The following is an 18,034-nucleotide window of genomic DNA, read 5'->3' on the forward strand; positions in this document are numbered from 1 at the left end:
AATGAAAATCAAAGAGTATTATTCTTCATCTGGTGTGAGGATCATCGGGATGATGATTGGTTCACGTTCTGTATTTTCATAGAGGAAGGGGCGAATAGCGTTGACAATGGCACCATTGACTGATTGCACGCTAGCATCCTTGTTTTTCAGTGCGATACGAATTGCATTGAAGAGGATACGCTGGCTTTGGCGAATCAAGTCGCCAGACTCTCTCATGTAGACAAAGCCTCGACTGAGGATGTCTGGTCCAGACAGAATCATCTGCGCTTTGAAGTCAACAGTTGCGACTGCCAGAACGACACCGTCTTCAGATAGATCACGACGATCTTTGAGGACAGCTGCGCCGATTTCACCGATACGATTTCCATCGACATAGATATCTTGGGCGTTGAAATGACCTGCGATACGAGCTGAGTCAGCAGTAAGGGCAAGCACATCACCATTGCTCATGATAAAGATATTGTCCTTTTCAACACCAGTATCCACCGCTAGTCCAGCGTGGACTTTTTGCATGCGGTATTCACCGTGGACAGGCATGAAGTATTTTGGCTTAATCAAGCGGAGCATAAGTTTTTGCTCTTGCTGACCACCGTGTCCAGATGTATGGATATTGTTAACCTTACCGTGGATAACTTCGACACCAGCTTCTGAAATGATGTTAATCAGCTTGTTGACGCTAGTAGTGTTTCCAGGGATTGGACTTGAAGAGAAGATAACGGTATCACCTGGTTGGAGTTGCACCTGACGGTGGGTTCCGTTGGCGATACGAGAGAGGGCTGCCATAGGTTCACCCTGACTACCTGTACAGAGGATAAGAACCTCGCCTGCAGGGTAGTCTTTGATTTCATTTGGCTCGATAAAGGTTCCTTTAGGAGCTTTGATGTAGCCAAGATCGATTCCGTTGACAATGGCCTTTTCCATGGAACGACCAAAGACCGCGATCTTACGTCCAGTCTTAACAGCGGCTTCTGTTGCTTGCTGGAGACGGAAGATATTTGAGGCAAAGGATGCAAAGATGATACGTCCTTCAATACCTTGGATAATCTTCATGATGGACTGACCAACGACTTTTTCAGAGTTGGTAAAGGTTGGCACTTCTGCATTTGTTGAGTCAGACAGGAGACAGAGTACACCGTCTTCACCAAGGGCTGCCATACGGTGCAAATCTGCTGGTTCACCAACTGGTGTTAAGTCAAACTTGAAGTCACCCGTACAGACAATTTTCCCTTGAGGAGTATGAATGACAATCCCCAAAGGCTCTGGAATAGAGTGAGTGGTTCTAAAGAAAGTTGCCTTAAGATTTTTAAAGGTCAACTCAGTGTTGTGGTTGATTTCGTAAAGTTTAGCGTTGCGCAAGAGACCGTGTTCTTCGAGTTTTCCACGGATCAAAGCCAAGGCAAGCGGTCCAGCATAGATAGGGACATTTACTTGCTTGAGTAGGAATGGAATTCCACCGATATGATCCTCGTGTCCGTGTGTGATCAAGACAGCCTTGACGCGGTCGATATTGTCTACTATGTAAGAGTAGTCAGGGATAACATAGTCGATACCAAGCAAGTCATCTTCTGGGAATTTAATCCCAGCATCGACGATGATAATCTCGTCTTGGTATTCAATCCCGTATGTGTTTTTCCCGATTTCTCCCAGACCACCGATGGCAAAAACGCCGACTTCTTCAGGTTTAAGAGTATAGGCCATATTAGAACTCCGTAATTTCGAAGGCGCCAGTTTCTTTTTCGTAATCTAGCAATTTGTCAGACAAGAGTTCGATATACTCGATATTGTACTCTGGGCGATTTTCTTCGACAAGTTGGCGAGCAGCGATACGGCCCTCAAGTTCTGAGTTGGCATCGATGTCTAGGTAAAGTGCGCGTGTAGTTTCACGACGTGGGCTACGTTCTTTTGTTTCTTGATAAAAAACTTTGTAAATCATATAGTTCCTTTCTATTTTACAGGTCAGCTTATTCCAAACTTTTAGCAGATATTTGCTTGATTTCATTCCATTTTGTGTCTAGATTGACCTTGATTCGTTACAATTATTTCAATTATACCACAAAATGAAAAATTAGTAAAAGACGGAAACGAGAAAGTCATGGGATAATTCCTTTAGTAAGCGCTTGCAAAAACGAAGAAAATGTGTTATATTAATAACGGAAGTGGAATTTATTGCTTGTCATAATTCCATATAGTTTTTAAGTCAAGGAGGTTGCCCTATGTATAACTTATTTGCTTTTGCTATCGGAGCTCGCTTGGTAGCTTTTATTGTTTTTGTTGCTTGCGTTTATGGAGGGAATCTTCTATTTGCCAAACTGGAACGACGACAAACCAAGTTCTTGTGGAAAATTACCTTTGTGACTCTCGAGCCTACTGAAAAAGTCATTAAATTGATGGCTTTTTTGTTATACTAGAGATGAGGTGAAATAATGCTTGATAATCAGTTAACTATGGATGTCAGTCCTTATTCTAGTTTGTATGATATCGTGGTTCCTAAAACCCACTTTTTACGTCAGCTAACTGAACTCTGTGATTTTAGCTTTATTTATGATGAACTAGAAAAGAATTATCGTCCCGATTTTGGGCGTAAAGCTTATTCACCGATTATGATGTTCAAATATCTCTTGTTAAAAGATATTTATAAGTTATCAGATGTAGATGTGGTAGGACGTTCCTTGTCAGATATGGCCTTTAAATTTTTTCTTGGTCTAGCTCCTGAGGATTCTGTTATCGAGCCATCCTCTTTGACAAAATTTAGAAAGCTAAGAATTAAAGATGATAAACTGCTTGATGTATTGATTCAGAAGTCTGTTCAAATTGCACTCGAACATAACTTGATTAAGAGTAAAATCCTCATTGTGGATGCCACTCACACCAAATCTCATTATAATCATAAGAAACCCCAAGAAATCCTTAGAGAGCGTTCAAAAGCTTTACGTAAAACAATTTATCAACATTCAGAAGATATCAAAATAGAATTTCCAAAGAAACCTCAGGAAGATAACCTCGAAGCAGAGTTGACCTATACAGAGGAATTAATGGCTGTGGTTGAAAAACACGAGGAACTCTTAGCCCTACCGGCTGTGTCTCAAAAGTTCAATTACCTAAAAGAGGCTGTCGAGGACGACTTAGAACACTTGGAAGCTTCTGTTAAGGAGGAGGCTAGGCTTGGACATAAGACAGCCGACAGCTCTTTCTATGGATATAAAAGTCATATCGCTATGACGGATGAACGGATTATTACTGCTTGTGTGGTCACTTCTGGTGAACAAAGCGATGGGAAATATTTACCTGAGTTATATGCCAAAACAAAGGAAAATAGTCTGGACATCGAGACTATTATTGGTGATGCGGCTTATTCAGGAAAGGACAATATTCAACTAGCTCGCAAAGAAAAGATTCATTTGGTGTCAAAACTGAACCCTTCAGTTTCAAAAGGTTACCGTAAAGAAGAGGATGCGTTTGAATTTAATAAAGATGCAGGGCTATTTGTCTGTCCAGAAGGACACATGGCTGTTCGCAAAGCAAGGACAGGGAAAAAATATCAAAATAAGAATCAAGTTGTCACTCATTACTTTGACATTGAGAAGTGCAAGAGTTGCCTTTCCAAGGAAGGATGTTATAAGGAGGGGGCAAAGTCTAAAACTTATTCAATAGCCATTAAGAGTGACGACCATCTTTTCCAGAAGAAATTTCAGGAAACACCTTATTTTAAAGAAATGGCCAGACATCGCTATAAAATCGAAGCAAAGAATGCCGAACTAAAACAGAGACATGGCTTTGATGTCGCGAGAGCATCGGGTCTTTTCAGCATGGAGTTACAGGCAGCCACAACCATCTTCGTGGTCAATATGAAACGAATTATGACCTTAATAAATACAAAATAACCGAGGAACTCGCTCAAATTAACGAGAGATTCCTCGGTTTTCATTTCATTAAAAGTAAGAGACCTATTTTTTCAGTGGACTCGTGACTCTCTACTCGCTTTTTCTTCTCCTCGTAACCTATGTCGTTTGGTTTGTATTTTACTTTGGATTAAATGCTTAGATGCCCTGCTTATGCTGGGGCTTTTTGTTTGGAGATATAGAGATAGTAGATTTACGACACGAAAATTCCACCTCATCTATCAAGATGAGGTGGTCTTTGTATTTTTCTAAAATGACATGACAATGGAATTTTCAGGGCTTATTATTTTTATGGGAGTCATTGTTCTGCTCAAAAATAGAGTTGAAGCATAAAAATAAAACAATACAAACAGATAGATCAATTGGTAAAGGGATAGTAGTAATGTTTAAATCATTGAGAATGTTGAGCAAACTGTAAGAGATAAAGATAATAAAATTTATCCTTCTAAAAATGTGTCTTTTATCTAGCATGACTTACCAAACTTTTTACGAAGGTCCTTTCAATTTTCTTGTTCACTTTTATATTCGGAAAAGAAAAGGAAAAGTGAGCATTTTTTTGAATTTTATTTGCGAATTATTTTTTAGCTAAGTATAGGCATTTTTGTTTGGGGATAAAGAAAATTCCCATGTGCCAGCTTTTGTAGTATAATAGTAAGCAGACAAAAAGATAGGAATGTGTTATGAAAGTATTAGCTTTTGATACGTCCAGCAAGGCTCTTTCTCTCGCTATTTTAGAGGACAAGCAGGTTCTTGCCGAGACGACGATTAATATCAAGAAAAATCACAGTATTACCCTTATGCCTGCCATCGATTTTTTGATGGCAAGTTTGGATTGGACACCCAAGGATTTGGACCGAATCGTGGTAGCGGAAGGGCCAGGTAGCTACACAGGTTTGCGAATTGCGGTAGCAACTGCTAAAACCTTAGCTCACACTCTGAACATCGAGTTGGTTGGTATGTCTAGCCTCTTGGCTCTGGTGCCATACCAACAAGAAGGCTTGTTTGTCCCCTTGATGGATGCGCGTCGCAACAATGTTTACGCAGGATTTTATGAAAATGCTAAACCTGTCATGCCAGAAGCACACCTGCCCTTTGAGCGAGTGATTGAGCTAATCAAGGGTGCTAGTCAGGTAACCTTTGTCGGAGAAGTTGCCCCCTTTGTGGAGCAGATTCAAGAACACTTGCCAAGGACTAATTACAAAGAAACCTTGCCTAATGCAGCCAATCTTGCTCTTTTGGCTTGGGACAAGGAAGCAGACTCCTTGCATGACTTTGTGCCGAATTACCTCAAGCGTGTTGAGGCTGAGGAAAACTGGCTCAAGAACCACACCGAGTCTGGCGAGTCTTACATTAAACGCCTATGATAGAAATCAAACGAATCAAACAGCAACCTGACTTGACTCAAGCCATCTACGCAGTCATGGCTGATGTTTACCCAGTCAGTCCTTGGACGCTGGAACAAATCCAAGCAGACCTGTCCCAAGACCAGACTTGGTATGCTCTAGCTTATGATGGGGAAGAAGTGATTGGCTTTCTAGCTGTGCAGGAGAATCTTTTTGAGGCAGAAGTCCTGCAAATCGCTGTCAAACAAACCTATCAGGGTCAGGGAATTGCATCAGCCTTGTTTGCTCAATTGCCGACAGACAAGGAGATTTTCCTCGAAGTCAGAAAGTCAAATCACCGAGCACAAGCATTTTACAAGAAAGAAAAGATGGCAGTCATCGCTGAGCGAAAGGCTTATTACCATGATCCAGTCGAGGATGCCATTATCATGAAGAGAGAAATAGATGAAGGATAGATATATTTTAGCATTTGAGACATCCTGTGATGAGACCAGTGTCGCCGTCTTGAAAAACGACGATGAGCTCTTGTCTAATGTCATTGCTAGTCAAATTGAGAGCCACAAACGTTTTGGGGGCGTAGTGCCAGAAGTAGCCAGTCGTCACCATGTCGAGGTCATTACAGCCTGCATCGAGGAGGCGTTGGCAGAAGCAGGGATTACCGAAGACGATGTAACAGCTGTGGCGGTTACCTATGGACCTGGCTTGGTGGGAGCTTTACTAGTTGGTTTATCAGCTGCTAAGGCCTTTGCTTGGGCACATGGACTTCCGCTGATTCCCGTTAACCACATGGCTGGTCACCTTATGGCAGCTCAGAGCGTGGAGCCTTTGGAGTTTCCCTTGCTAGCCCTCTTGGTCAGCGGTGGACACACAGAGTTGGTTTATGTTTCGGAGGCTGGTGACTACAAGATTGTTGGGGAAACGCGAGATGACGCGGTTGGTGAGGCCTATGATAAGGTCGGCCGTGTCATGGGCTTGACCTATCCTGCCGGTCGTGAGATTGACGAGCTGGCTCATCAGGGGCAGGATATTTATGACTTTCCTCGTGCCATGATTAAGGAAGATAATCTGGAGTTTTCATTCTCAGGTTTGAAATCTGCCTTTATCAATCTTCACCATAATGCCGAGCAAAAGGGAGAAAGTCTGTCTACAGAGGACTTGTGTGCATCCTTCCAAGCAGCTGTCCTGGATATTCTCATGGCAAAAACTAAGAAGGCTTTGGAGAAATACCCTGTTAAAACTCTAGTCGTGGCAGGTGGTGTGGCAGCCAATAAAGGTCTCAGAGAACGCCTAGCGGCCGAAATCACAGATGTTAAGGTTATCATCCCACCTCTGCGCCTCTGCGGAGACAATGCAGGTATGATTGCCTATGCCAGCGTCAGCGAGTGGAACAAAGAAAACTTTGCAAACTTGGACCTCAATGCCAAACCAAGTCTCGCTTTTGATACCATGGAATAAGGAGTCAGCTTAAGGCTGGCTTTTTTGCTCTCTTAAATGTCAGAATATTTTGACAAAACCATAAAAATAATGATATAATATGCAAAAGCTAGGAGGTAGTCAGATGATTGAGAGAATGGAATTGGGGGAATTTTACAAGGAATTGCGCTTGGCGAGAAAACTCAAGCAGTCAGATGTGGCCTGTGAGGGACTAACAGCTTCTCAGTTGTCCAAGTTTGAACTAGGGCAGTCTATGCTATCTGCGGACAAGCTAATCCTAGCTATCCAAGGGATCAATGTGACCTTTGATGAATTTGGGCACAAACTCAACAACTATCAAGAATCTCCACATATGCGATTTGGCAGAAAGGTTGTGGATCGCTTTGCCCACCAAGATATCGCTGGCTTAGAGCAACTGTTGGAGAAAATCAAGCAAGAACAGATGGCAGAGACCTATCGTCGTTTGAATGCCATTGTGATTAAAGATGCTATCCATTCCTTAGATAAAAGCTATCCGCTAGCAGAGGAGGATAGCGAGTTTTTAACTACCTACCTCTACGCTATTGAGTCTTGGACCTGGTTTGAACTCTATATATTCTGTAATACCATGCCTTTCTTGAGCAATCAAGATTTGATATTTTTATCAACCACTTTACTTGAGAAATCTAAGGAATTTAAAGAGTTGGTACATAATAGACTGTATATGAAAAGTGGATTTCTGAATATTATATCAGAGCTCATGGAGCGCAAACTTTTCTCTTACATCCCAATCTTTGAAGCTGAGCTGGAGAGTATGCTTCGTCCATACGATGTTTTTGAAAAAGTATTGAGGCAATTTTTAAAGAAAATGAGTATTTTCCTTCAAACCAAAGGAAACAATCAAAAAGAGATTGAACACTTTATCCAATCTCTGCAAGTATTAGAAAATCCACAATTAACAGCCCTCTTCGCATTGCGTTTGAAGCAATACAAAGAACTTATTGAGTAGTCAACAATTGCAAATCTGAAATTTCTATAAGAAAAAATATCAAATATGCGATTTTCTAAAATAAGCTAATTTTCGTGTTATACTATCCTTGTAAAGCACTTCAAGCAGATCCTAAGTCGCAGAAGTGGTTTATAGATGGGAATTCGTACAGTATATGTTTAATTATGAGCATACTGTAAATGGCTGGACTAAAAGTGAAACTTGGCGTCCTAGATAAAATGAGGTAAACGATGGAAAAACAAAGTCAGTTACAAATGTTAATTCATTCCCTATACAATAATAAAGAAATTAGCTTGACGGAAGAATTTAGGAAGCAATTGCTGGAAACAGCAAAACAGTTCTCTAGTACTAATGAAGATTTGTTAGCTGTACGTCTTTCTTTTGCCGTCTCTAAAGAATTGTTGAGCTTTAAAGGTGAACCGCCGACAGAGTTGTTGGATTTAGCAAAATTTGTCCAAAAGAAAGAAGCTAAATACAAGCAGGGAATAGTGTGGTCTGGTATTTTTAAGATATGATTTATTATAAAATACGGCATGAACATCATATAATGGATGAATCTGAATATGAGCAAGGCTTGGAGTTCAATATTAAACCAAGTCTTGTTTTCTATACACTGGAACTTTAAAAGGAGTTGTGATGAAAGTATTTCTTCAAAATAGAAATTTTAGGCAATTAACCATCAACCAGTGGATTTCAACGGTTGGGGATACGATTTTTTATCTGGCCTTTTTGAATTATGTGGCAGATGCATCTTTTGCCCCTTTGGCGATTTTACTGATCACGATTTCAGAAACCCTTCCTCAAGTTCTGCAAATCTTTCTGGGAGTTTTGGCGGATTTTCAACATCATCGTGTCCTAAAATATACAATGATTAGTTTTGCAAAATTTTTGCTTTACTCTATCGTTTCTTTATCACTTTCAGGGCAGTCCTTTTCCTTGTTATTAGTAGCATTTATTTGTCTGATTAACCTCTTATCTGACACATTGAGTTATTTTTCAGGCGCCATGCTCACTCCGATTTTCATTAGAATTATTGGGCAAGACCATCTGGCAGAAGCTATTGGATTTAAACAGTCAACTGTTAGTTTAGTGAAAACAATCAGTAATATTCTAGGAGGAGTCTTACTAGGTATTCTATCTATCCAGTCTATTTCCTTACTGAATGCTCTGACCTTTTTAATCGCATTTTTAGGTATTCTTTTCATAAAAACAGACCTCTTGAAAGTAGAAAAAACGATTAGCTATCAAGAAGGACTCTCTGTAAAATCCTTTTGCCAGCATCTGCTCCAATCATCAAAATTGATATGGAATATGAATAAGGTGCTCTTGGTTTTGTTTATTATCTCTATTAGTCAAGCAGTGATAAATGTTACAGTTCCTGTTTCTACTCTGTTTTTGAGGAATCAGCCCTTTTTGAATTTACAAACAGGTCAATCTCTTGCCTTGTTATCCACCCTTGAATTGTCAGCCCTTATTGTCGGAAGCCTTGTGAGTGGCTATCTGAAGAATACAATCTCCATAAAACTAGCCCTATATGCCTCGCTTATTATCCAATTACTCCTTTTAGTTGGCTTTGTGGCAGTTCGTTTTGACTGGATTCTTATCTTTAGTGCCTTGGATGCCTTTTTCGCAGGTATCCTCTCTCCTCGATTACAGGAACTCATTTTTAAACAAATACCTGAGGAGTCAATGGGAGCAGTTCAATCCTCTATCGGTGCCATTACAGTTGTTTTACCTAGCTTATTTACAATAGCTTTGGTAACCATTGCTACTAGCTTTGGAACTCTGGCAGTTAGCTTTGTTTTATTGCTATTTCTTCTAGCTGCCTTTATCATACTCTTGAATATCCGTGAAAACATTTAGCGAAGAATGTGTATATTATATGTTTGAGACTGGATTCCAGTCTGTTTATGATGGCTACAATCAGCAGACTGTTAAATTTTTGAGAAAGTTGCTTGACACTTCAGACCAATCGGTTTATAATTAAAAAATGTAGAGATAAATACATGAGAAAAGAAGAAAAAACAAGACTACGAAGAGAGAAAATCATTACCGCTGCTTTGTTTGAATTTGCTACAAAAGGCTATCAAGGTTTTGTCATCAATGAACTTTGTAAAGTGGATGGTATTTCCAAAGGAGTTTTGTATCATAATTTTTCAGGGAAATCAGACCTCTATCTAACTTGTTTTCAGGAGAGTTTTGAGAAAGCTTTGGCAGTGTTTCTGGGGGTGGAAGGTCAAGTGCCCTCCTTAGCTGATTATATGGAAAGACGTCACCAATTTTATCAGCAATACCCAGAACATAGCCACATTTTCTTTGAGGCAATGATTGCGACACCAGAAGAATTGGAAGCAGACATTGCACCACAGAAAGCTATCTTTTTGGACTTGAATGAACAAGTTTGTCAAAAACTTATATCAGAATCCAAAAGCTATCTTTTTGGACTTGAATGAACAAGTTTGTCAAAAACTTATATCAGAATCCAAACTGAAAGAGCATATTGATGAGAAACGAGCTATGGACTATCTGCGATTGATTCAGGATATGTTTCGTTCCTATTATTTAACTGTTTCGTCAGATAGCAGTTTGCCTGACTTGGTTTCAGGATATGAACATCAATTATCACAGGTTTTGGATATGATGATTTATGGAATACTAGAGGAAGATTCCTCTAAAAAAGGAGAAAAATAATGTCGAAAATTTGGAAATGGTTGTTACTAATTGCGGGTATTTTTGCAGTTTTTGTAGGTTTTAATATGTTTGCACATCCTCTTATTAGCTTGGCTTCCATGACTTTCTGGTTTGCACTTGTATTTGCAGTTCAAGGGATTTCTGAGATTGTACAATACTTCAAATCAGAAGAAAAGCATGGCTGGAATTTATTTGGAGGAATTGTTACCCTCATCCTCGCTCTTACCTTGTTCTCAGGTAGCTTTATTGAAATGGTAACATTTGTACCATTTATCATTTCTTTATGGGCCTTGACAAATGGTATTACAAAAACTATCGTTGGTTTCAAGGTTCGTAAGACGGATAAATCGGTAGGTACCCCTCTAGTTTGGATGGGGATTTTAGGAATCGTAGCAGGTTTAATCATGATGGGACACCCATTGATGACCGGTCTCTATATTAGTTACACCATTGCCTTTGTCTTTATTTATCAAGGTATTGTGGCAATTGTTCAATTCTTCAAGATTAAATAAGAATAAAATGGAGTCTGTCTGATTACAATCAGCAGACTTTTTTCTCTTTCCTGAATGTGTTATAATAGTCCATGCTATGGCTGGAGCCTTTTCAGCCTACTTATACTCTTCGAAAATCTCTTCAAACTGCGTCAGCTTCTATCTGCAACCTCAAAACAATGTTTTGAGCAACCTGTGGCCAGCTTTCTAGTTTGCTCTTTGATTTTCATTGAGTATTATTAAGACAATATGAGGAGAAAGATGAAAGAAAAAGGATTTTGGGAGGGGGCGCAGGCGGCCATGCCAACGGCCCTTGGTTATGTCAGTATTGGCTTGGCCTGTGGGATTATTGGTGCGCCCTATGTGACACCTGTTGAGATGGGCTTGATGAGCCTCTTTGTTTATGCTGGGAGTGCCCAGTTTGCCATGTTGGCACTGATTGCGGTTCAAGCACCTGTGGCAGCTATTGCTATGACGGTCTTTTTGATTAATTTGCGTCTCTTTTTGTTGAGTTTGCATGCGTCAACCTATTTCCGTCATACCAGTCTCTGGCAAAATATCGGTATGTCTAGTCTCTTGACGGATGAGACTTATGGCGTTTTGATGGGCGAGTTAGCCCATACAGACAAGGTCAATCCTATGTGGATGCACGGAAACAATCTCAACAGCTATGTGGCTTGGTTTGTGGGAACAGTTGTCGGAACGGCTCTGGGTGGTCTGCTGCCAAATCCAGAAATCTTTGGCTTGGATTTTGCCCTGGTTGGGATGTTCATTGGAATTTTTGCTTCGCAATTCCAGATTATGCAAAGACGGATTCCTGTCCGCAATCTGCTCATTATCCTAGCAGTTGTTGCGGTGTCCTTCTTTTTACTCTTAACAGTGGTGTCTCAGTCGCTAGCTGTTCTGTTTGCGACCTTGCTAGGTTGTACAATGGGGGTGGTTTTAGATGGTCAGTAAGTATCTTTTATTAGCAGTTATTTTCTCTGGCTTGGTGACTTGGATTCCCCGTATGATTCCCTTCATCTTGGTCAAGTATAAGGGCTTGCCTGCAATCGTTGAGCGTTTTTTGAAATTCTTGCCTGTTTCTATTATCTTTGCCTTGATTCTTTCAAGCGTAGTGACAGGTAAGGTTGGGAGTTTTCCTCAAATCAAATGGCTGGACTTCTTAGCCGTATTTCCAACAGCTTGGGTGGCCTTTCGTTACCGCAATCTAGTCGGAACAGTTCTCTTTGGAGTGGTCTTGATTGCAGTTTTACGTTTGGTCTTTTAATACTCTTCGAAAATCAAATTCAAACCACGTCAGCTTCACCTTGCCGTACTCAAGTACAGCCTGCGGCTAGCTTTCTAGTTTGATCTTTGATTTTCATTGAGTATAAATCAGCCATAAAGAAAACCTATCACAGATATAGATATCATATAATGGCGTAAATGGTCTTTTTCTGTTAAGATTATAAGGTATTCTATTTTGGAGGAAATGACATGAAAAAAATCGTTAAATACTCATCTCTTGCTGCCCTTGGTCTTGTTGCTGCAGGTGTACTAGCAGCTTGCTCAGGTGGTGCTAAGAAAGAAGGAGAAGCAGCTAGCAAGAAAGAAATTATCGTTGCAACCAATGCTACACCAAAACCATTCAACTATGAAGAAAATGGCGAATTGACTGGTTACGAAATTGAAGTGGTTCGCGCTATCTTTAAAGACTCTGACAAGTATGATGTCAAGTTCGAGAAGACAGAGTGGTCAGGAGTCTTTGCAGGACTTGATGCTGACCGTTACAATATGGCTGTTAGCAACATCAGCTACACTAAAGAACGTGCTGAAAAATACCTTTATGCAGCTCCAACTGCTAAAAACCCTAACGTTCTTGTAGTGAAAAAAGATGACCCTAGCATCAAATCGCTTGATAATATCGGTGGAAAATCAACAGAAGTTGTTCAAGGGACAACATCTGCTAAACAGCTAGAAGATTACAACAAACAACACTCAGATAATCCAACTGTCCTAAAGTATACTAAAGCAGACTTCCAACAAATCATGGGACGCTTGAGCGATGGCCAGTTTGACTACAAGATTTTTGATAAAATCGGTGTTGAAACAGTCATCAAGGACCAAGGTTTGGACAACTTGAAAGTGATCGAACTTCCAAGCGACCAACAACCTTATGTTTACCCACTTCTTGCTAAAGGTCAAGATGAGTTGAAAACATTTGTAGACAAACGTATCCAAGAACTCTACAAAGACGGAACTCTTGAAAAATTGTCTAAACAATTCTTCGGAGACACTTACCTACCAGCAGAAGCTGATATTAAATAATTTTTTGAAATCATCCATTCTGAATAAGGTGGATGATTTCTCAGTTTTTAAGGATATAGTTTTAAACTATATATCTGACTATCTAATAACAATTTGTGAAATCAAATAAATTGTGAGATACTAGTACGGTATTATTTTTAAGGAGAAAGAATCATGAAAATTAAAAAATGGCTTGGTGTGGCAGCTCTTGCTACAGTCGCAGGTTTGGCTCTTGCAGCTTGCGGAAACTCAGAAAAGAAAGCAGACAATGCAACAACTATCAAAATCGCAACTGTTAACCGTAGCGGTTCTGAAGAAAAACGTTGGGACAAAATCCAAGAATTGGTTAAAAAAGACGGAATCACCTTGGAATTTACAGAGTTCACAGACTACTCACAACCAAACAAGGCAACTGCTGATGGCGAAGTAGACTTGAACGCTTTCCAACACTACAACTTCTTGAACAACTGGAACAAAGAAAACGGAAAAGACCTTGTAGCGATTGCAGATACTTACATCTCTCCAATTCGCCTTTACTCAGGTTTGAATGGAAGTGACAACAAGTACACTAAAGTAGAAGACATCCCAGCAAACGGAGAAATCGCTGTACCAAACGATGCTACAAACGAAAGCCGTGCGCTTTACTTGCTTCAATCAGCTGGCTTGATTAAATTGGACGTTTCAGGAACTGCTCTTGCAACAGTTGCTAACATCAAAGAAAATCCAAAGAACTTGAAAATCACTGAATTGGACGCTAGCCAAACAGCTCGTTCATTGTCATCAGTTGACGCTGCCGTTGTAAACAATACTTTCGTTACAGAAGCAAAATTGGACTACAAGAAAGCACTTTTCAAAGAACAAGCTGATGAAAACTCAAAACAATGGTATAACATCATCGTTGCGAAAAAAGATTGGGAATCATCACCTAAGGCTGATGCTATCAAGAAAGTGATCGCAGCTTACCACACAGATGAAGTGAAAAAAGTTATCGAAGAAACATCAGACGGTTTGGATCAACCAGTTTGGTAATAAGAAACAGGGAGGTGGGAGAGAGAATTCCACCTCTTGCTTTTGTATAGAGCATGGATTGTCAGGAAGAGTAGTTCATAGAAAGGTAGAGAGAATATGGTTTTTCCTAGTGAACAAGAACAGATTGAAAAATTTGAAAAGGATCATGTAGCCCAGCATTATTTTGAGGTTTTGCGTACCTTGATTTCTAAGAAATCGGTCTTTGCCCAGCAGGTTGGACTTAAGGAAGTCGCAACCTATCTGGGTGAGATTTTCAAGCGCGTTGGGGCTGAAGTGGAGATTGATGATACTTATACGGCGCCCTTTGTCATGGCACATTTCAAGAGTTCGCGTCCAGATGCCAAAACCTTGATTTTCTATAACCACTATGACACTGTGCCAGCGGATGGGGATCAGGTGTGGACAGAGGATCCTTTTACGCTTTCGGTCCGCGATGGCTTCATGTATGGGCGTGGGGTTGACGATGATAAAGGTCATATCACGGCTCGTTTAAGTGCTTTGAGAAAATACATGCAGCACCACGATGACCTGCCTGTCAATATCAGTTTTATCATGGAGGGAGCGGAGGAATCGGCTTCGACAGACCTGGATAAGTATCTGGAAAAACATGCGGACAAACTCCGTGGTGCGGATTTATTGGTCTGGGAACAAGGAACCAAAAATGCCTTGGAACAGCTAGAAATTTCTGGTGGAAATAAGGGGATTGTGACCTTTGATGCCAAGGTAAAAAGTGCTGATGTGGATATCCACTCTAGTTATGGTGGGGTTGTGGAATCAGCTCCGTGGTACCTCCTTCAAGCCTTACAGTCTCTTCGTGCAGCAGATGGCCGTATCTTGGTTGAAGGTTTGTACGAAAAAGTACAAGAGCCAAATGAACGAGAATTAGGCTTGGTAGATACTTATGCCCAACGAAATCCAGGGGAAATCAGCCAGATTTATGGTTTGGAATTGCCTCTTTTACAAGAGGACCGCGCAGCCTTTCTAAAACGTTTCTTTTTCGAGCCAGCCCTTAATATCGAAGGGATTCAGTCAGGTTATCAAGGGCAAGGAGTTAAAACGATTTTGCCTGCAGAAGCTAGTGCCAAGCTAGAAGTTCGTTTGGTTCCTGGCTTAGAACCGCATGATGTTCTGGAAAAAATTCGGAAACAGCTAGACAAAAATGGCTTTGATAAGGTAGAATTATACTATACCTTGGGAGAGATGAGCTATCGAAGCGATATGAGCGCGCCAGCCATTCTCAATGTAATCGAGTTGGCAAAGAAATTCTATCCACAGGGCGTTTCAGTCTTGCCGACAACAGCGGGGACAGGGCCTATGCATACGGTCTTTGATGCCCTAGAGGTACCAATGGTAGCTTTTGGTCTAGGAAATGCCAATAGCCGAGACCACGGTGGAGATGAAAATGTGCGAATCGCCGATTACTACACCCATATTGAATTAGTAGAGGAGCTGATTAGAAGCTATGAGTAGAGATATTATCAAGTTAGATCAGATCGATGTGACTTTTCATCAAAAAAAGAGAACTATCACAGCGGTCAAGGATGTGACCATTCACATCCAAGAAGGGGATATCTACGGAATCGTTGGATATTCTGGAGCAGGGAAATCAACCCTTGTACGGGTGATTAACCTCTTGCAAAAACCATCTGCAGGGAAAATTACCATTGACGACGATGTGATTTTTGATGGTAAGGTGACCTTGACGGCCGAGCAGTTGCGTCGTAAACGTCAAGATATTGGAATGATTTTCCAGCATTTCAACCTGATGAGCCAAAAGACAGCAGAGGAGAATGTAGCCTTTGCCCTTAAACATTCTGGACTCAGCAAGGAAGAAAAGAAGGCGAAAGTAGCCAAGTTGTTGGACTTGGTTGGCTTGGCAGACCGTGCTGAAAATTACCCTTCACAATTATCTGGAGGGCAAAAACAGCGTGTGGCCATTGCGCGTGCCTTGGCCAATGATCCAAAAATCTTGATTTCAGATGAGTCAACTTCTGCCCTTGACCCTAAGACAACCAAGCAGATTTTGGCCTTGTTGCAAGATTTGAACCAAAAATTAGGCTTGACTGTTGTCTTGATTACGCATGAAATGCAGATTGTCAAAGACATTGCCAACCGTGTGGCAGTTATGCAGGGCGGGCATTTGATTGAAGAGGGTAGTGTTCTTGAAATCTTCTCAGACCCTAAACAACCTTTGACTCAAGACTTTATCTCAACAGCTACAGGTATTGACGAAGCCATGGTCAAAATCGAGAAGCAAGAAATTGTGCAACATCTGTCTGAAAACAGTCTTTTAGTTCAACTCAAGTATGCAGGTGCTTCAACAGACGAGCCACTTTTGAATGAATTGTACAAGCATTATCAAGTAACGGCTAATATCCTCTATGGAAATATTGAAATCCTCGATGGTACTCCTGTTGGAGAATTAGTTGTGGTCTTGTCAGGTGAAAAAGCAGCGCTAGCAGGTGCCCAAGAAGCCATTCGTCAAGCAGGCGTACAACTAAAAGTATTGAAGGGAGGACAGTAAGATGGAATCATTGATTCAAACCTATTTACCAAATGTTTATAAAATGGGCTGGGCTGGTCAAGCAGGCTGGGGAACAGCCATCTACCTAACCCTCTATATGACAGTTCTTTCCTTCATCATCGGAGGTTTCTTGGGGCTAGTGGCAGGTCTCTTCCTTGTCTTGACAGCGCCAGGTGGTGTCTTGGAAAATAAGGTCGTTTTCTGGATTTTAGATAAAATCACGTCTATTTTCCGTGCGGTTCCATTTATCATTCTCTTGGCAGTCTTGTCACCCTTCTCTCATCTAATCGTAGGAACAAGCATTGGTCCAAATGCGGCTATCGTACCGCTATCTTTTGCGGTCTTTGCCTTCTTTGCCCGTCAAGTACAGGTGGTATTGGCTGAGCTAGATGGTGGTGTCATTGAGGCGGCTCAAGCTAGCGGAGCGACATTCTGGGATATCGTGGGTGTTTACCTATCAGAAGGTCTGCCAGATTTGATTCGTGTGACGACTGTGACCTTGATTTCCCTTGTTGGTGAAACAGCTATGGCCGGTGCGGTTGGAGCTGGTGGTATCGGTAACGTAGCTATCGCTTATGGATTTAACCGCTACAATCACGATGTGACCATCTTAGCAACCATCATTATCATTTTGATTATCTTTGCAATCCAATTTTTGGGAGATTTCTTGACCAAAAAATTGAGTCATAAATAAAAAAGAGCCGTGTGGCTCTTTTTTAGTAATCAGATTTTCTGTGCAAATTTTTTACTCAAGGCTTGTCCAATCAAGGCCCCCACTAGGGCTCCGATGACAACACTTGCGATAAATAGAAGGATGGTTCCAGGATTTGGAGCAACCATGATACGGTCGATATATTCTTGGGATTTTCCTCTTGCTAGAAGGGTTGCTATATAGGCTTTGGGGGCAATCCACATAAGTAAGATTGGACCAGTTGAGCTAAAGGCAAAGAGTATGAAAGAAAGGAAATTCTTTGTTTGGTCCTTGTATTTTCCTAGGTTAGCTACTCCATCTGCTAGCAGACCACAGATAATTCCAGGAAGGAAGGCACCAGCACCGTGTTTAGTTCCCAAGAAAAAGAGGGCGATGACAAGGCCGATAGTGGTAATGGCTCCAAAGCGCGGAACTTTTGCGACCAGAATCATATAGACGCTACCGCCGACAAGGGCAGTAAAAGCAGGCGCATAAAACATGTTTCCAGTTTGGTCAAAGAGATTGCCCAAAAGGACACCAATCCCCATGCAGAGGAAGTAAAGAACTGCAAAAAGCAGTGTAGTTAAGATAGATTTCTTCATGAATTGTCTCCTGATCATTTTTTCACAATTCTCATTGTATCACGGTTTGATGG

The 18,034-nt window shown here is 41.0% G+C and carries 21 protein-coding genes; 18 read left to right on the forward strand and 3 right to left on the reverse strand.

The window, feature by feature from the left end; genetic code table 11:
- Positions 1-18: 18 nt before the first annotated feature.
- Both rnjA and ACN076_RS01930 read right to left on the reverse strand, forming a co-directional pair.
- Positions 19-1,698, reverse strand: a complete 1,680-nt coding sequence (gene rnjA, locus ACN076_RS01925) for a ribonuclease J1 (RefSeq protein ID WP_261076676.1) — start codon at positions 1,696-1,698, stop codon at positions 19-21.
- 1 nt (position 1,699) lies between these two features.
- Positions 1,700-1,933, reverse strand: a complete 234-nt coding sequence (locus tag ACN076_RS01930) for a DNA-dependent RNA polymerase subunit epsilon (protein ID WP_000639571.1) — start codon at positions 1,931-1,933, stop codon at positions 1,700-1,702.
- Positions 1,934-2,213: 280 nt separating this feature from the next.
- Here ACN076_RS01930 and ACN076_RS01935 point away from each other — a divergent pair, with 280 nt between their 5' ends.
- The 18 genes from ACN076_RS01935 (at position 2,214) to ACN076_RS02020 (ending at position 17,382) form a co-directional block, all read left to right on the forward strand.
- On the forward strand, positions 2,214-2,408 hold the full coding sequence (locus ACN076_RS01935; protein ID WP_261098219.1) for a hypothetical protein: 195 nt from the start codon (positions 2,214-2,216) through the stop codon (positions 2,406-2,408).
- 15 nt (positions 2,409-2,423) lie between these two features.
- Positions 2,424-3,881 carry an IS1182 family transposase gene (locus ACN076_RS01940; RefSeq protein ID WP_101786106.1) on the forward strand — a complete coding sequence of 486 codons (1,458 nt, stop codon included), beginning with the start codon at positions 2,424-2,426 and terminating at the stop codon, positions 3,879-3,881.
- 698 nt (positions 3,882-4,579) lie between these two features.
- Positions 4,580-5,263 carry a tRNA (adenosine(37)-N6)-threonylcarbamoyltransferase complex dimerization subunit type 1 TsaB gene (tsaB, locus tag ACN076_RS01945; RefSeq protein ID WP_049500720.1) on the forward strand — a complete coding sequence of 228 codons (684 nt, stop codon included), beginning with the start codon at positions 4,580-4,582 and terminating at the stop codon, positions 5,261-5,263.
- Entirely contained in the window at positions 5,260-5,697 is a 438-nt protein-coding gene (gene rimI, locus ACN076_RS01950; protein WP_420790048.1) for a ribosomal protein S18-alanine N-acetyltransferase, read from the forward strand. The genes tsaB and rimI overlap by 4 nt, the downstream gene beginning before the upstream one ends.
- Positions 5,687-6,697 carry a tRNA (adenosine(37)-N6)-threonylcarbamoyltransferase complex transferase subunit TsaD gene (gene tsaD / locus ACN076_RS01955; protein ID WP_414367860.1) on the forward strand — a complete coding sequence of 337 codons (1,011 nt, stop codon included), beginning with the start codon at positions 5,687-5,689 and terminating at the stop codon, positions 6,695-6,697. Before rimI ends, tsaD begins: the two co-directional genes overlap by 11 nt.
- 103 nt (positions 6,698-6,800) lie before the next feature.
- Positions 6,801-7,664, forward strand: coding sequence for an XRE/MutR family transcriptional regulator (locus ACN076_RS01960; protein WP_420790049.1), 864 nt, complete (start codon positions 6,801-6,803; stop codon positions 7,662-7,664).
- A 230-nt stretch (positions 7,665-7,894) separates the two neighbouring features.
- Positions 7,895-8,179: a bacteriocin immunity protein gene (locus tag ACN076_RS01965; RefSeq protein ID WP_004254985.1), complete on the forward strand. Its 285-nt coding sequence runs from the start codon at positions 7,895-7,897 to the stop codon at positions 8,177-8,179.
- Positions 8,180-8,300: 121 nt separating this feature from the next.
- A complete protein-coding gene (locus ACN076_RS01970) occupies positions 8,301-9,527 on the forward strand; it encodes an MFS transporter (protein ID WP_004254988.1) in 1,227 nt (408 codons plus the stop codon).
- A 143-nt stretch (positions 9,528-9,670) separates the two neighbouring features.
- A complete protein-coding gene (locus tag ACN076_RS01975) occupies positions 9,671-10,117 on the forward strand; it encodes a TetR/AcrR family transcriptional regulator (protein WP_004254991.1) in 447 nt (148 codons plus the stop codon).
- A 64-nt stretch (positions 10,118-10,181) separates the two neighbouring features.
- Positions 10,182-10,355: a hypothetical protein gene (locus tag ACN076_RS01980; protein ID WP_228111531.1), complete on the forward strand. Its 174-nt coding sequence runs from the start codon at positions 10,182-10,184 to the stop codon at positions 10,353-10,355.
- Positions 10,355-10,867 carry an HdeD family acid-resistance protein gene (locus tag ACN076_RS01985; protein ID WP_000036821.1) on the forward strand — a complete coding sequence of 171 codons (513 nt, stop codon included), beginning with the start codon at positions 10,355-10,357 and terminating at the stop codon, positions 10,865-10,867. Before ACN076_RS01980 ends, ACN076_RS01985 begins: the two co-directional genes overlap by 1 nt.
- Positions 10,868-11,107: 240 nt before the next feature.
- Positions 11,108-11,803: an AzlC family ABC transporter permease gene (locus ACN076_RS01990; RefSeq protein WP_000659743.1), complete on the forward strand. Its 696-nt coding sequence runs from the start codon at positions 11,108-11,110 to the stop codon at positions 11,801-11,803.
- Positions 11,793-12,116 carry an AzlD domain-containing protein gene (locus ACN076_RS01995; protein WP_004263021.1) on the forward strand — a complete coding sequence of 108 codons (324 nt, stop codon included), beginning with the start codon at positions 11,793-11,795 and terminating at the stop codon, positions 12,114-12,116. Before ACN076_RS01990 ends, ACN076_RS01995 begins: the two co-directional genes overlap by 11 nt.
- A gap of 209 nt (positions 12,117-12,325) precedes the next feature.
- Positions 12,326-13,156 carry an amino acid ABC transporter substrate-binding protein gene (locus ACN076_RS02000; RefSeq protein WP_420790050.1) on the forward strand — a complete coding sequence of 277 codons (831 nt, stop codon included), beginning with the start codon at positions 12,326-12,328 and terminating at the stop codon, positions 13,154-13,156.
- Positions 13,157-13,309: 153 nt separating this feature from the next.
- Positions 13,310-14,164, forward strand: coding sequence for a MetQ/NlpA family ABC transporter substrate-binding protein (locus ACN076_RS02005; protein ID WP_070482468.1), 855 nt, complete (start codon positions 13,310-13,312; stop codon positions 14,162-14,164).
- A 96-nt stretch (positions 14,165-14,260) separates the two neighbouring features.
- Entirely contained in the window at positions 14,261-15,634 is a 1,374-nt protein-coding gene (locus ACN076_RS02010; protein ID WP_420790051.1) for a M20 family metallopeptidase, read from the forward strand.
- Positions 15,627-16,688: a methionine ABC transporter ATP-binding protein gene (locus tag ACN076_RS02015; RefSeq protein ID WP_261043266.1), complete on the forward strand. Its 1,062-nt coding sequence runs from the start codon at positions 15,627-15,629 to the stop codon at positions 16,686-16,688. The genes ACN076_RS02010 and ACN076_RS02015 overlap by 8 nt, the downstream gene beginning before the upstream one ends.
- Before the next feature lies 1 nt (position 16,689).
- Positions 16,690-17,382, forward strand: coding sequence for a methionine ABC transporter permease (locus ACN076_RS02020; RefSeq protein WP_000444647.1), 693 nt, complete (start codon positions 16,690-16,692; stop codon positions 17,380-17,382).
- Positions 17,383-17,411: 29 nt separating this feature from the next.
- On the opposite strand, the gene ACN076_RS02025 is transcribed toward ACN076_RS02020, so the two are convergent.
- A complete protein-coding gene (locus ACN076_RS02025; protein WP_101782095.1) occupies positions 17,412-17,981 on the reverse strand; it encodes an MptD family putative ECF transporter S component in 570 nt (189 codons plus the stop codon).
- Between the last annotated feature and the right edge of the window lie 53 nt (positions 17,982-18,034).

The organism is Streptococcus sp. K0074, from assembly GCF_048843365.1.
Classification (GTDB): domain Bacteria; phylum Bacillota; class Bacilli; order Lactobacillales; family Streptococcaceae; genus Streptococcus; species Streptococcus mitis_BM.